The 13,149-nt window shown below is 67.5% G+C and carries 14 protein-coding genes; 7 read left to right on the plus strand and 7 right to left on the minus strand.

The window, feature by feature from the left end; all coding sequences use genetic code 11:
• The first annotated feature begins 41 nt into the window (after window positions 1-41).
• From CXB49_RS03350 to CXB49_RS24320, 3 genes are all read left to right on the plus strand, one after another.
• Window positions 42-386, plus strand: a complete 345-nt coding sequence (locus CXB49_RS03350; protein ID WP_101707083.1) for a CidA/LrgA family protein — start codon at window positions 42-44, stop codon at window positions 384-386.
• Window positions 383-1,087: an LrgB family protein gene (locus tag CXB49_RS03355; RefSeq protein ID WP_101707084.1), complete on the plus strand. Its 705-nt coding sequence runs from the start codon at window positions 383-385 to the stop codon at window positions 1,085-1,087. Before CXB49_RS03350 ends, CXB49_RS03355 begins: the two co-directional genes overlap by 4 nt.
• Before the next feature lie 65 nt (window positions 1,088-1,152).
• Window positions 1,153-1,611: a histidine phosphatase family protein gene (locus tag CXB49_RS24320; protein WP_101707085.1), complete on the plus strand. Its 459-nt coding sequence runs from the start codon at window positions 1,153-1,155 to the stop codon at window positions 1,609-1,611.
• A 70-nt stretch (window positions 1,612-1,681) separates the two neighbouring features.
• Here CXB49_RS24320 and metE read toward each other — a convergent pair whose 3' ends face one another.
• Window positions 1,682-3,964: a 5-methyltetrahydropteroyltriglutamate--homocysteine S-methyltransferase gene (metE, locus tag CXB49_RS03365; protein WP_101707086.1), complete on the minus strand. Its 2,283-nt coding sequence runs from the start codon at window positions 3,962-3,964 to the stop codon at window positions 1,682-1,684.
• A gap of 95 nt (window positions 3,965-4,059) precedes the next feature.
• Between metE and CXB49_RS03370 the strand changes: the two genes are divergently transcribed.
• Window positions 4,060-4,986 (plus strand): LysR family transcriptional regulator, encoded by a 927-nt coding sequence (locus tag CXB49_RS03370; RefSeq protein WP_199406773.1) that lies wholly within the window; start codon window positions 4,060-4,062, stop codon window positions 4,984-4,986.
• 45 nt (window positions 4,987-5,031) lie between these two features.
• Here CXB49_RS03370 and CXB49_RS23875 read toward each other — a convergent pair whose 3' ends face one another.
• Entirely contained in the window at window positions 5,032-5,181 is a 150-nt protein-coding gene (locus CXB49_RS23875) for a hypothetical protein (protein ID WP_199406774.1), read from the minus strand.
• An 85-nt stretch (window positions 5,182-5,266) separates the two neighbouring features.
• Here CXB49_RS23875 and CXB49_RS03375 point away from each other — a divergent pair, with 85 nt between their 5' ends.
• Window positions 5,267-5,767: a VOC family protein gene (locus CXB49_RS03375; RefSeq protein ID WP_101707087.1), complete on the plus strand. Its 501-nt coding sequence runs from the start codon at window positions 5,267-5,269 to the stop codon at window positions 5,765-5,767.
• Here the strand turns inward: CXB49_RS03375 and CXB49_RS03380 are convergent.
• The 5 genes from CXB49_RS03380 to glnA all read right to left on the minus strand — a co-directional run bounded on the left by CXB49_RS03380 (window position 5,764) and on the right by glnA (window position 11,269).
• Window positions 5,764-6,519: an ABC transporter substrate-binding protein gene (locus CXB49_RS03380; RefSeq protein WP_101707088.1), complete on the minus strand. Its 756-nt coding sequence runs from the start codon at window positions 6,517-6,519 to the stop codon at window positions 5,764-5,766. The genes CXB49_RS03375 and CXB49_RS03380 overlap by 4 nt on opposite strands.
• Before the next feature lie 78 nt (window positions 6,520-6,597).
• Window positions 6,598-8,013, minus strand: coding sequence for a nitrogen regulation protein NR(I) (gene ntrC / locus CXB49_RS03385; RefSeq protein WP_101707089.1), 1,416 nt, complete (start codon window positions 8,011-8,013; stop codon window positions 6,598-6,600).
• 31 nt (window positions 8,014-8,044) lie between these two features.
• A complete protein-coding gene (gene glnL, locus CXB49_RS03390) occupies window positions 8,045-9,106 on the minus strand; it encodes a nitrogen regulation protein NR(II) (RefSeq protein WP_101707090.1) in 1,062 nt (353 codons plus the stop codon).
• Between the two features lie 153 nt (window positions 9,107-9,259).
• Window positions 9,260-9,718 carry a DUF4124 domain-containing protein gene (locus CXB49_RS03395; protein ID WP_101707091.1) on the minus strand — a complete coding sequence of 153 codons (459 nt, stop codon included), beginning with the start codon at window positions 9,716-9,718 and terminating at the stop codon, window positions 9,260-9,262.
• Between the two features lie 132 nt (window positions 9,719-9,850).
• Window positions 9,851-11,269: a glutamate--ammonia ligase gene (gene glnA, locus CXB49_RS03400; protein WP_101707092.1), complete on the minus strand. Its 1,419-nt coding sequence runs from the start codon at window positions 11,267-11,269 to the stop codon at window positions 9,851-9,853.
• A 272-nt stretch (window positions 11,270-11,541) separates the two neighbouring features.
• On the opposite strand from glnA, the gene CXB49_RS03405 reads away from it, so the two are divergent.
• Both CXB49_RS03405 and aroE read left to right on the plus strand, forming a co-directional pair.
• A complete protein-coding gene (locus CXB49_RS03405; protein ID WP_101707093.1) occupies window positions 11,542-11,994 on the plus strand; it encodes a rhodanese-like domain-containing protein in 453 nt (150 codons plus the stop codon).
• Window positions 11,995-12,214: 220 nt separating this feature from the next.
• Window positions 12,215-13,036 (plus strand): shikimate dehydrogenase, encoded by an 822-nt coding sequence (gene aroE / locus CXB49_RS03410; RefSeq protein WP_101707094.1) that lies wholly within the window; start codon window positions 12,215-12,217, stop codon window positions 13,034-13,036.
• Window positions 13,037-13,149: the final 113 nt, after the last annotated feature.

Below are 13,149 nucleotides of genomic sequence, written 5' to 3' on the forward strand. Positions count from 1 at the left end.
TGTTCACGAACAGGCCGCGGGCACGTTGGACGGGAGGGCATATGCTGGATCTGCTGTTGTGGCTGCTGGGCTACCAGCTTGTCGGGGAGGCGCTGGTGCGCGGGATGGGCTGGCAGATGCCGGGTCCGGTGATGGGCTTGCTGTTGCTGTTCTCCACGTTGTGGCTGCGCCGGGCGGTGCCGGCCGCATTGCAGCGCGAGACGCCCCGTTTTCTCGGCCACATGTCGCTGCTGTTCATTCCGGCCGGCGGCGCCTTGCTGGCTTACGCGCCGATGTTGAGCGCGCACGGCTGGCAGCTGGCGTTGATCATGCTGGCTTCCTCGCTGGCCACGCTGCTGGCCACCGGGCTGGTGTTGAAGCTGCTGTTGCGCGGGAGGCGGCATTGACGGCCGCCTGGCTGGATTCGCCGCTTAGCGGCGTCTTCGTCACCTTGCTGGCCTACCGGCTGGCGCTGGCCGGCCACCGCCGCTGCCACGGCCATCCGCTGGCCAATCCGGTGTTGCTGGGGGTGTTGATCGTGCTGGCCTGGCTGTGGATCAGCGGCAGCACTTACCAGCAATACATGAACGGCGCCCGTTTCATCCAGTTGCTGCTGGGGCCGGCGACGGTGGCGCTGGCGGTGCCCTTGTACGGCAATCTGGCGCGTTTGAAGAAAGCGGCGGCGCCGTTGCTGGCCAGCATCGCCGTCGGCGGTCTGGTGGGAATGGTCAGCGCGGCGGGCCTGGGCTGGTGGCTGGGTTTCGACCAGGCGGTGCGGGTGGCGCTGGCCACCCGCGCGGTGACCACGCCGATCGCGATGAGCCTGGCCGGCGAGCTCGGCGGCGCGCCGGAGCTGGCGGCGATGTTCGTCATCGTGTCCGGCATCGTCGGCGCGGTGCTGGCGCCGCCGTTGTTCAAATTGCTGGGCTGGGACGACGACATGCTGCTGGGCGTGGCCACCGGCGTCAGCGCGCACGGCATCGGCACCGCCAGGCTGTTCCAGCTGTCGGAGACGGCGGGCGCCTTCGCTGGCCTGGCGATGGGCTTGAACGGCGTGTTCACCGCCTTGACGCTGCCATGGCTGGTGCGGGCGCTTGGGCTCGGTTAGCATGCGGGGGGCGCGGCTGTCTCGATATCAAGACAGCCGCGGCAAAACAAGGCAAGGAGAATGTCATGGATTTGATTTTTTGGCGCCACGCCGAAGCCGAGGACGGCGCCGACGATCTGGCGCGCGCGCTGACCCGGCGCGGGCAGCAGCAGGCCAGCCGAATGGCGTCCTGGCTGCGCGATCGGCTGCCGGATGATTACCTGCTGCTGGCTTCGGAAGCGAAGCGTTCGCAGCAGACGGCCGCGTATCTGGCCAAGAGTTACGAAGTGCTGCCGGATTTGAATCCGGGCGCCGGCGCCGACGAGGTATTGCAGGCGGTCGGCTGGCCGGATGCCGGACGCGCGGTGGTGGTGGTCGGCCATCAGCCGTATATCGGCTGGCTGGCGGCGCGTCTGCTGGCCGAGCAGCAGCAGATGTGGAGCGTGAAGAAGGGTTCGGTGTGGTGGTTGAGCCGCCGCGAGCGCGGCGGTTTCGAGCAGGTCAGGCTGAAGCTGATGCTGACGCCGGGGATGCTGGAGCCGTGAGCCCCGAGCCTTCCCCCTGTCCCTGTCCGACGCCCCGCCTTGCCGGGGCGTCGTCGTTTGCGCCGTGGCCTCAGGCGTCCTGCGCCAGTTCCTCCCTCAATTCCCGGCTGACCCGCACCATCGTCGTCAGCGCCGCCTCCACCTCGGACCAGCCGCGGGTTTTCAGCCCGCAGTCCGGGTTCACCCACAGCCTTTCCGCCGGGATCACCCGCAGCGCCTTGTCCAGCAAGGCGCGGATTTCGCCGGCGGACGGCACGCGCGGACTGTGGATGTCGTAGACGCCGGGGCCGATGGCGTTCGGGTAGCGGAAATGAGCGAAGTCGGCCAGCAGCGCCATGCCCGAGCGCGAGGTCTCTATCGTGATCACGTCGGCGTCCAGTGCGGCGATCGCCGGCAGGATGTCGCCGAATTCCGAGTAGCACATATGGGTGTGGATCTGCGTCGTGTCGGCCACGCCGCGGCTGGACAGCCGGAACGCCCGGCCGGCCCAGTCCAGGTAGCCGTCGCGCTCGGCGCGCTTCAGCGGCAGGCCCTCGCGTATCGCGGGCTCGTCGATCTGGATCACGCGCACGCCGGCGGCTTCGAGGTCCAGGACCTCATCGTTCAGCGCCAGCGCGATCTGGCGGCAGACCTCGCCGCGCGGCAGGTCGTCGCGGACGAAGCTCCACTGCAGCAGGGTGACCGGCCCGGTCAGCATGCCCTTGACCGGCTTGGCGCTCAGGCTTTGCGCGTAACGCGCCCAGTCCACGGTCATCGCGCCGGGCCGCGACACGTCGCCCAGAATCAGCGGCGGCTTGACGCAGCGGCTGCCGTAGCTCTGCACCCAGCCGCCGGCGGTGAAGGCGAAGCCGGCCAGCTGCTCGCCGAAGTATTCCACCATATCGTTGCGCTCGGCCTCGCCGTGCACCAGCACGTCCAGTCCCAGCGCTTCCTGGCGGCGTATCGCCAGTTCGATTTCCCTCTCCATCGCCTGCCGGTAGTCGGCGGCGGACAGCTCCCCTTTCTTGAACGCGGCGCGGCTGGCGCGTATCGCCGGCGTCTGCGGGAAGGAGCCTATCGTCGTCGTCGGCAGCGGCGGCAATTTCAGCCAGGCCTGCTGCAGCTCGGCGCGGACAGGGTAGGGGCTGGCGCGCCCGTCCGCGCCGGCCGGCAGCGCCGCCAGCCGCTCGGCGACGGCCGGATTGTGGATGCGCGGGCTCGCGCGGCGTTGCGCGACGGCGAAATCGCTGCCGGCCAGTTCGTCGGCGATGGCGGCGCGGCCGCGTTCCAGCCCGCGTCTCAGCGTCCGTAATTCGTTCAGCTTCTGCACCGAGAAGGACAGCCAGCCCTTCAGCTCCGGGTCCAGCGCGGTCTCGGCGGCGGCGTCGAACGGGCTGTGCAGCAGGGAGCAGCTGGGGGCCAGCCACAGCCGTTCGCCCAGCGGCTCGGCCAGCCGCTGCAGCCGGGCGAGCAGGGCCGACAGATCGGCGCGCCAGATATTGCGGCCGTCGACGACGCCGGCGGACAGCACCTTGTCGGCCGGGTAGTCGTTCAGGAAGGCGGCTATCTGCTCCGGCGCGCGCGCCAGGTCCAGGTGCAGGCCGGCCACCGGCAGCGCCTTCAGCAGGCCGGCATGCTCGGCTACGCCGCCGAAATAGGTCGTCAGCAGCAGTTTGGGCGCGTCCGGGCGCAATTGCGCGTAGGTCGGCGCGAAGGCGTCCAGCCAGGCGGGCGGGAGGTCCAGCGCCAGTATCGGTTCGTCTATCTGCGCCCATTCGACGCCGGCGCCGGCCAGCGCGGCCAGTAGCTCGCGGTAGGCGGCGACGAGGCCGGGCAGCAGCGACAGCTTGTCGAACGGCCGGCCCTTGGTCTTGCCCAGCCACAGCAGACTGAGGGGACCCAACAGCACCGGCTTGGCGGCGACGCCCAGCGCCTGCGCCTCGCGCAGCTGCGACAGCAGCCGCTCCGGCTGGGCGGCGAAAGCGGTGTCGGCGCGCCATTCCGGCACCAGATAGTGGTAGTTGGTATCGAACCACTTGCTCATTTCCAGCGCTGGCTGCGCGGCGTTGCCGCGCGCCAGCGCGAAGTACTGGGCGGTGGACAGCGCGGCGGGGTCGAAGCCGAAGCGGGCCGGCGCGGCGCCGACCAGCAGCTGGGCGTCCAGCACATGGTCGTACAGCGAGAAGTCGCCGACCGGGCTCAGCGCGACGCCGGCGCCTTTCTGCAGCAGCCAGTGCCTCTGGCGCAATTCCTTCGCGCCCTGAAGCAGGGCGGCCTCGTCCAGCTCGCCGTTCCAGTGGTTTTCCAGCAGCGTTTTCAGCTCGCGCCTGGCGCCTATGCGCGGGAAGCCGAGCAAGTGGGTGGGATGACTCATCGCCGTATTTCTGTCTTGTCGTGATCAGACAAGCATCTGTCATTGTGTTGTATGATTCAAACTCATTATTTTGCTGTTCAGCATGAATGGAATCGATGATGAGCGCTTTGGAGCTGAGGCATCTGAGGAGCCTGCTGGCGCTGGCGGAAAGCGGCAGCGTGTCGCAGGCGGCGCAGCGGGTATACCTGACGCAGTCGGCCTTGTCGCATCAGTTGAAGCAACTGGAAACCGCTTATGGCTTGCCGCTGTTCGAGCGCAAGACCCAACCGTTGCGCTTCACGCCGGCCGGCGAGCGCCTGCTGCTGCTCGCGCGCGAGCTGCTGGCCCGCGTGGCGGCGGCCGAGCGCGATCTGGCGCGGATACGCCAGGGCGGGGACGGCGAGCTCAGGGTGGCGGTGGAGTGCCATACCTGCTTCGACTGGCTGATGCCGGCGATGGACCAGTTCCGCCAGCATTGGCCGGCGGTGGAATTGGACATCGTGTCCGGCTTCCACGCCGATCCGGTCGGCCTGCTGCTGAGCGACCGCGCCGATCTGGCCATCGTGTCCGAGGCGGAAGCGCAGGCCGGCGTCGCCCACCTGCCGCTGTTTTCCTACGAGATGGTGGCCATCGCCGCGCGCGAGCATCCATTGGCGGACAGACCGGTGTGGCGGGCCGAGGACTTCGCCGGCGAAACGTTGATCCACTATCCGGTGGCCGACGAGATGCTGGACCTGCTGCGCAAGGTGTTGTCGCCGGCCGGCGTCGATCCGGCGCGGCGCACCGCCGAGCTGACCATCGCCATCATCCAGCTGGTGGCCAGCCGCCGCGGTGTGGCGGCGCTGCCTTACTGGGCGGTGCAGCCCTACCTGGACCGAGGCTATGTGGTGGCGCGCAGGATAGGCGGCGACGGCCTGCACAGCGAGCTGTACGCGGCGTTGCGCGAGGCCGACGCCGAGCGCGCCTATATGCAGGACTTCGTGGAAACGGTGCGCGCCAGCAGTTTCGCGACGCTGCCGGGGCTATCGCCGTTGCAGGCTTGAGAGGCTGTTTTCAAGCGTTTGGCGGCGCGGCGACCCGCGGCGCCGCTACAGCGCCCGGGTCAGCAGATAGTAGACGACGTAGATCCAGCTCAGCAGCCCGTGGATGATGGCCCACAGTATCGAGTGGTTGGCTGACCAGGACAGGGCCACGGCGATCAGCGTGCCCAGTGTGAATCCGGCTCGAGGCGCGTTCATGGGGATAGGCTCCGGTATCAGGTTCAGACAGTTTATGACAGCAGATGGCTGTCGAGCGTTCATTCATTAAACAGATAGGTGATCAATGGGTATCAAACGACTCAATCATGCGGTGTTGTACGTCAGCGATGTGGCCGGCAGCGCCGCCTTCTATCGCGATGTGCTCGGTTTCCGTCCGAAGGGCGACGCCGCCTCGCCGCACGCGGTGTTCGCGCAGGCCGCCGACTCCGACAACGACCACGATCTGGCGCTGTTCCGCCGCAATCTGGGCCAGCAGCGCTCCGGCCCGTTCAGTCCGAGCGGCGAAACGCCGGGGCCGCATCAGCCGGCGGCCGGGCTCTACCATCTGGCCTGGGAGGTGGACACGATAGCGGAGCTGAGGCGGATACGCGACGAGCTGGCCGAACTGGGCAAGCTGGGCATGGAGGAAGACCACGGCATCCACAAGAGCGTGTATGGCCACGACCCGGACGGTCTGTTGTTCGAAGTGTGCTGGTTCGTGCCGGAGGCGCTGCTCGAGGCGCGCGACCGCGAGCCCGGCGACGGCCGGCTGGACTGGGAGCGCGAGCTGGCGCGCGGCGCCTAGCGCGCGGTCTCCGGCAGATAGCGCGCGCGCAGCAGCGGCAGCTGGCGCCACAGGCAGGCGGCCTGTCCGGGGCGGTGATTGGCGAAGTCGCGGCTGAACACCCAGTAATAGGTCTTGCTGCGCAGCGGCGGCGATAGCCGGCGTATCTTCAGTTCGGGGTGGTGGCGCAGATACAGGTCGCCGGCCAGCTGGTGCAGCACGTAGGCGTCGGTGCGGCCGGCCTGCAGCTTGGCGAAATTGTCGGCGATGCCGTGGCTTTCCTCGACGGCGATGCCGCGGGCCAACAGGTCGCGGCCTATCGACCAGCCCTGGTTGATGCCGACGGTGCCGCCTGCCAGGCCGGACAGGCCGAGGCCGTTCCAGCGCAGCGGACTGTCGTCGCGGACGTAGAAGGCGTAGCTGAAGGTCGCCATCCGCCGTTGCGGGTCAGGCCGGCCGCCTAGCAGCGGAAACGCCATCTTGCCGGCGCGTTCCTGGCGATAGGACAGCAGCAGCGCGCCGTCGACGCGGCCCAGCGCCAGATTCTGCACGATGCGCTCGCCGGGCTGGCGGGCGAAAGCCGCCTGCAGGCCGCAGCGCCGCAGCGCGGTCTGGGCCAGCTCGATGGCGCGGCCTCGCGGCGGGCTGGTGGGGGAGGGGTCTTCAATGACGTAGGGACTGGTCAGCGCGTCGCTGACGGCGATCCGCAGCGACGGGGCGGCGGACAGCGTCAGCGGGCACAGGCAGGCCAGCGCGAGCGGCAGACGGGGCATCGATAGCGTCGGGCAATGGGTTTTGCCCAATTCTATCAGTATTTATTAAAAATGAGACGCCGTACAATGATTGATTGATTAACAATTATCCATTGTGCGTGGTTCCAGTCCCAGTTCCTGGATTTTACGCGTCAGCGTGTTGCGGCCCCAGCCCAGCAGATGGGCGGCTTCCACTTTGCGGCCGCCGGTGTGGGCGAGACTGGCGCGTATGCAGGCGGTTTCGAAACGCTGGATCAATGTGTCGGCGATGCCGATCTCGCCGGCCTGCAGCCGCAGGCGGATCTCGTCGACCAGCTGCTTTTCCCAATCTCCATCCGTCGTGGCCAGGTCGCGGCCGGTCGGCTCGCGCAACTCGGGCGGCAGGTCCGCCACCTCGACGGTCTGGCCTGGCGCCATCACGCAGATCCACTGGCACAGGTTTTCCAGCTCGCGCACATTGCCGGTGAAGGCGCTGCGCTGGATCAGCGCCATCGCCGCCTCCGACAGCCGCTTCGGCTCGACGCCGAGCTGGGAGGCGCTTCTGGCGAGGAAGTGGCGCGCCAGCAACGGGATGTCCTCGCGGCGCTCCCGCAGCGGCGGCAGCCGCAGCCGTATCACATTCAGGCGGTGATACAGGTCTTCGCGGAAGCGGCCCTCGCGCACCCGTTGTTCCAGATTCTGGTGGGTGGCGGCGATCACCCGCACATTGGCCTTGATCGGCGTGTGGCCGCCGACGCGGTAGAAATGGCCGTCGGACAGCACCCTCAGCAGCCGCGTCTGCAGCTCGGTCGGCATGTCGCCGATCTCGTCCAGGAACAGCGTGCCGCCTTCGGCTTCCTCGAAGCGGCCGCGGCGCGTGGCCAGCGCGCCGGTGAAGGCGCCCTTCTCGTGGCCGAACAGCTCGGACTCCAGCAAGTCCTTCGGAATCGCGGCGGTGTTCAGCGCGATGAACGGCTTGCCGGCGCGCGCCGAATGGCGGTGCAGGGCCTCGGCCACCCGCTCCTTGCCGGTGCCGGACTCGCCGGTGATCAGCACGGTGACGCTCGATTGCGCCAGCCGGCCTATCGCGCGGAACACGTCCTGCATCGCCGGCGCCTGCCCCAGCAGCACCGGCATCGCCTCCAGGCTGTCCGCGCCGTCGTCGCCCGCCTGGTTTTCCGCCAGCGCCCGCTCGATCAGCAGCACCGCCTGGTCGATGTCGAAAGGCTTGGGCAGATATTCGAAGGCGCCGCCCTGGAAGGCCGACACCGCGGAGTCGAGGTCCGAGTGCGCGGTCATGATGATGACCGGCAGCTGCGGATGCTCGGCCTTCACCTTGGCCAGGAATTTCAGCCCGTCGGTGCCGGGCATGCGGATGTCGGAAATGATCGCCTGCGGGGTGTCGTCGTACAGCGCGTTCAGCGCGTCGTCGGCGCTGGAGAAGCTGTCGAAGCCGATGTCGGCCCGGGTCAGCGCTTTTTCCAGCACCCAGCGTATCGCCTTGTCGTCGTCTATGATCCAGACCGGCTTGGCCATGGTGTTTCTCCTGTTGTTCTTGTCGGGGCGTTCAGCCGGCGGCGTCGGGGCCGAACGGCAGCAGTACGGTGAAGCAGGTCTGGCCCGGGCGCGACTCGAATTCTATGCTGCCGCCGTGCTGGTGGACGAAGGCCTGCGCCAGCGTCAGTCCCAGCCCGGTGCCTTCGGCTCGGCCGGTGACCAGCGGGTAGAAGATGTGGTCGCGTATGTCGTCGGGAATGCCGGGGCCGTCGTCGACGATCTGCAGTTTCAGCGCCAGCTGGTGACGCTTGCGCGCCAGCGTGATCTGGCGCGCCACCCGCGTGCGCAGCACGACGCGGCCCTGGCCGCGCAGCGCCTGCACCGCGTTGTTGACGATGTTCAGCACCACCTGGATCAGCTGTTCCTTGTCGGCCGACAGCATCGGCAGGCTGGTGTCGTAGTCGCGCGTCAGCGCCAGGCCCTGCGGATGCTGGGCCAGCGCGATGCTGCGCACCCGCTCGAGCACTTCGTGGATGTTGACCGGGCCGCGGCTGTGGCTGCGGTGCGGCGCCAGCAACCGGTCCACCAGCGTCTGCAGCCGCCGCGCCTCCTCGGTGATCACCTCGGTGTACTCTTTCAGCTCCGGCCGGTCGGCCAGTTCGTGCTCCAACAGCTGCGCCGCGCCGCGTATGCCGCCCAGCGGGTTCTTGATCTCGTGCGCCAGATTGCGGATCAGCTCGCGGTTGGCCTGATGCTGCAGCAGCAAGCGTTCCTCGTTGGCGATCTTCAACTGCTGGTCCAGCGGCCTGAGTTCGATCAGCGCCAGGCCGCCGTCGATGTCGATGGGGGTGATGGTCAGCGCCACGTGCAGCGCGGCGCCGCTGTGCTGGGCCTGCAGTTCCAGATCGTGTTCGATATAGCTGGCGCCCTGGCGCAAGGCGGTGTCCAGCGCCTGCCGCAGCGCCGGGCAGGGCTGGAACAAGTCGGTCAGTCCGTGGCGCAGCAGCTCGCGGCTGCCCAGCGCCAGCAGGTTCTCGCAGGCGGGGTTGACGAAGCGCAGCGCGGCGTCGGCGTCGCAGATCAGCACCGGCGTGTCGAGCAGCTCCAGTCCGGCAAAGCTGGGTATGGGCATTGGGGTCCGCTTGTGATGATGATGGGCTGGCGGCGGGGGCCGCGCCGATGTCTCAGCAATAAGCGCGCCAGCCGGCGCGACGCCGGATGATGCGGGGGCTGGCGCCGTCGGCGGGCAGGGTCGGCTCAGTTTGCACCAAAATGGTGCATTTTGCTACTGCATGCCCAGTTCGCGCTTCAGCGCGTCGACATTCTTCTCGCGGTCGGTCACCTCGTCCTGCAGCTTCTGCACGCGGTCGAGATATTTCTGATAGTTGCGCGCCTCGTTGCCGAGCCGGACGGCCTTGCCCTCGGTTAGCGCCTGCTTCGCCGCGTCCAGCGCCTTGGCCTCGTTGGCCAGTTCCTGTTCCAGAATCTTCTTGCGGCCGCCGTCGCGCTGCTTCTGGGTGCCGGCGTCGACATTGGGATAGCCGCCCGACGCCGCCGGCTTGGCCGGCGCCGAACCATTTTTTCGGCTGGGATAGGACGACAGCGGATTCAGCTTGATCGGCTGCGCGCCGCGAAGCGGCACATTGGTATAGGTGACGTTGCCGTTCGCGTCGACGTACTTGTAGATGGTGTCGGCCTGGGCGGCGCAGCAGGCCAGCAGCAGGCAGAGGGCGAGTGTCTTCATCGTGCGTGACTGGATTAGGTGGCATCTGCATGATAAGCAAATCCGGCGGCCGCGTCATATGCGCGTTCGGACGGCTGACACGAAAACGGCGGCCACGAGGGCCGCCGTCCGGTCTGCCGCGCTTGAGCCGGCTTACAGCGAGTAGTACATCGCGAATTCCACCGGGTGGGTGGTCATGCGGGTCAGGTTGACTTCCTGCATCTTCAGTTCGATGTAGGCGTCGATCCATTCATTGGAGAACACGCCGCCGCGGGTCAGGAACTCGCGATCCTTGTCCAGCGCGTCCAGCGCCTCGTCCAGGCTGGCGCACACGGTCGGGATCAGCTTGTCTTCTTCCGGCGGCAGATCGTACAGGTTCTTGTCGGCGGCGTCGCCCGGGTGGATCTTGTTCTGGATGCCGTCCAGGCCGGCCATCAACAGCGCGGAGAAGCACAGGTACGGGTTGGCCAGCGGATCCGGGAAACGCGCTTCGATGCGGCGAGCCTTCGGGCTGGCCACGTGCGGGATGCGGATCGAGGCGGAACGGTTCTTCGCCGAGTAGGCCAGCTTCACCGGCGCTTCGTAGTGCGGCACCAGGCGCTTGTACGAGTTGGTGCCCGGATTGGTGATGGCGTTCAGCGCCTTGGCGTGCTTGATGATGCCGCCGATGTAGTACAGCGCGGTGTCGGACAGGCCGGCATAGCCGTCGCCGGCGAACAGGTTGACGCCGTCCTTCCAGATCGACTGGTGCACGTGCATGCCGGAGCCGTTGTCGCCGACGATCGGTTTCGGCATGAAGGTGGCGGTCTTGCCGTAGCTGTGGGCGACGTTGTGCACGACGTATTTCAGGATCTGGGTCCAGTCGGCGCGTTGGGTCAGCGTGCTGAAGCGGGTGCCGATCTCGTTCTGGCCGGCGGTCGCCACTTCGTGGTGGTGCACCTCGACCGGCACGCCCAATTCTTCCAGCAGCAGCACCATCGCGGAGCGGATGTCTTGCGAGGAGTCGACCGGCGGGACCGGGAAGTAGCCGCCCTTGACGCCCGGGCGGTGACCCATATTGCCGCCCTCGAATTCCTCGGCCGACGCCCAGGCCGCTTCCTCGGCCTTGATCTTGACGAAGCAGCCGGACATGTCGGTGCCCCAGGTGATGCTGTCGAAGATGAAGAATTCCGGCTCCGGGCCGAAGTAGGCGGTGTCGCCGTGGCCGGAGGCCTTCAGATAGGCTTCGGCGCGCTTGGCGATCGAGCGCGGGTCGCGGTCGTAGCCCTTGCCGTCGGCCGGGTCGATCACGTCGCAGTGCATGAACACGGTCGGTTCGTCGAAGAAGGGGTCGATGCGGGCGGTGGCCGGATCGGCCATCAGCAGCATGTCGGATGCCTGGATGCCTTTCCAGCCGGCGATGGAGGAGCCGTCGAAGGCGTGGCCGCGTTCGAACCAGTCGTCGGCGTCTTCCAGCAGCACGTGGGCCGGGATGGAGACGTGCTGTTCTTTGCCGCGGGTGTCGGTAAAGCGCAGATCGACAAATTTGACGTCGTTTTCTTGGATCAGCTTGACTACGTCGGCTACTGCCATGGTTTATCTCCTGAAAGGCAACGTGCACCCAAGGGCAAGTGCGTAAAAATCGGTACGCCCGGCATTAAGCAGGAAGCGTGCCAGCTCCAGAATCGTTGTTGTTGCATTGTGTCATAGCCGAATGGGCTTAGCCAGCCGGCCGGAATGACCGCGCGCGGGCCAAGTTGGTGCTCGTCAAATCGGCCCGCACCATTATGGTGCGATTTGCCAGCGGCCGCCGTCGGGCAGATAATCGCCAACATAGGCGATCCGTGTTGCAGGAGGAAAACAGCATGAGCAAAACCAGCCAGATACTGCAGGCCGCGCAACGGCGCGCCGAGCAGCTGGACCTGCCCTATAGCGGCGCGGTCCTGCCAGACGAGGCTTACGAATTGATGCAGGGCCTGCCGAAGGCGGTGCTGCTTGACGTGCGCAGCCACGCCGAATGGCAATTCGTCGGCACCGTGCCGCAGGCGGTGAACATCGAGTGGCGCAGCTATCCCGGCATGGCGCCGAACCCGAATTTCCTGGCCCAGCTGACCCAGCAGGTCGATCCGGAGGCGGTGCTGTTGGTGATCTGCCGATCGGGCGCCCGCTCCGACCAGGTGGCGCGGCTGGCGGCGGCCAACGGCTATAGCGAGGTGTACAACGTGCTGGAGGGCTTCGAGGGCGACCTGGACGCCGACGGCCATCGCAACTCGGTCGGGGGCTGGCGCCGGCGCGGCCTGCCGTGGGTGCAGGGTTAGGCGCCTGTTCACGCCCTTTCCCGCGCGGCGCGGCCTGGCCGACGGGCCGTGTGGCGATCCTGGCCCGACGGCGCCGCTGCATGCCGCCGTCGGCCGGGACCATGACCGGCGTCAAGCCGCCGCGCGCGCCGCGGTTGAAGTTTGCGTCATTAAACGGCAAAGTGTCGCTTGAAGCGCTGCGTCGCCGCAGACCATCCATTCAGACATTGGAAAGCCGGACATGACCGACCGTTACGCCGTTATCGGCAACCCGATCTCCCACAGCCAGTCGCCGTTCATCCACGAGGAATTCGCCCGGGCCTCGGGCCAGGACATCTGCTACGAAAGGCTGTCCGCCGAACTGGGCCATTTCGGCGAGGCGGTGGACGCGTTCGTCGCCAGCGGCGCCAAGGGGCTGAACATCACGCTGCCGTTCAAGGGCGACGCCTTCCGCTACGCGTCCGAACTGACCGAGCGCGCGCGCGCCGCCGAGGCGGTGAACACGCTGACCTTCCGCGACGGCAAGGTGTACGGCGACAACACCGACGGCGTCGGCCTGGTGCGCGACATCGTCGAGAATCTGGATTACCCGATCGCCGGCCAGCGCGTGCTGATCCTCGGCGCCGGCGGCGCGGTGCGCGGCGTGCTGGAGCCTATCCTCGAGCAGAAGCCGGCCAGCCTGACCATCGCCAACCGCACGGTGATCAAGGCCGAGGCGCTGGCCCACCATTTCGCGCGCTGGGGCAAGGTGGAGGCGGTGGGCTACTCGGCGCTGGAGCGCCGCAGCTTCGACATCGTCATCAACGCCACCTCGACCAGCCTGAACAACGAGATGCCGCCGCTGCCGCACGGCGTGTTCACGCCGCGCACGCTGGCCTACGACATGGTGTACGGCAGCGGCCTGACGCCGTTCCTGCAGCGCGCCCAGGGCGAGAACGCCGGCATGCTGGCCGATGGCCTGGGCATGCTGGTGGAGCAGGCGGCCGAGTCGTTCTCGATCTGGCGCGGCATCCAGCCGGAAACGCGCAAGGTGACCAATATGCTGAGGGAAGTGCTGGCCTGACGATGGCGCGGGGCCCGGCCGGTCCGGGCCTGCGCTATACATAAGAGGGCTGTCGTCGCAGCCCGTTTGTTCGATCCCGATCTGCCGCAGAGCGGAAGGTCCCGCCGATGCTG

This window comes from Chromobacterium sp. ATCC 53434, assembly GCF_002848345.1.
Lineage (GTDB): Bacteria > Pseudomonadota > Gammaproteobacteria > Burkholderiales > Chromobacteriaceae > Chromobacterium.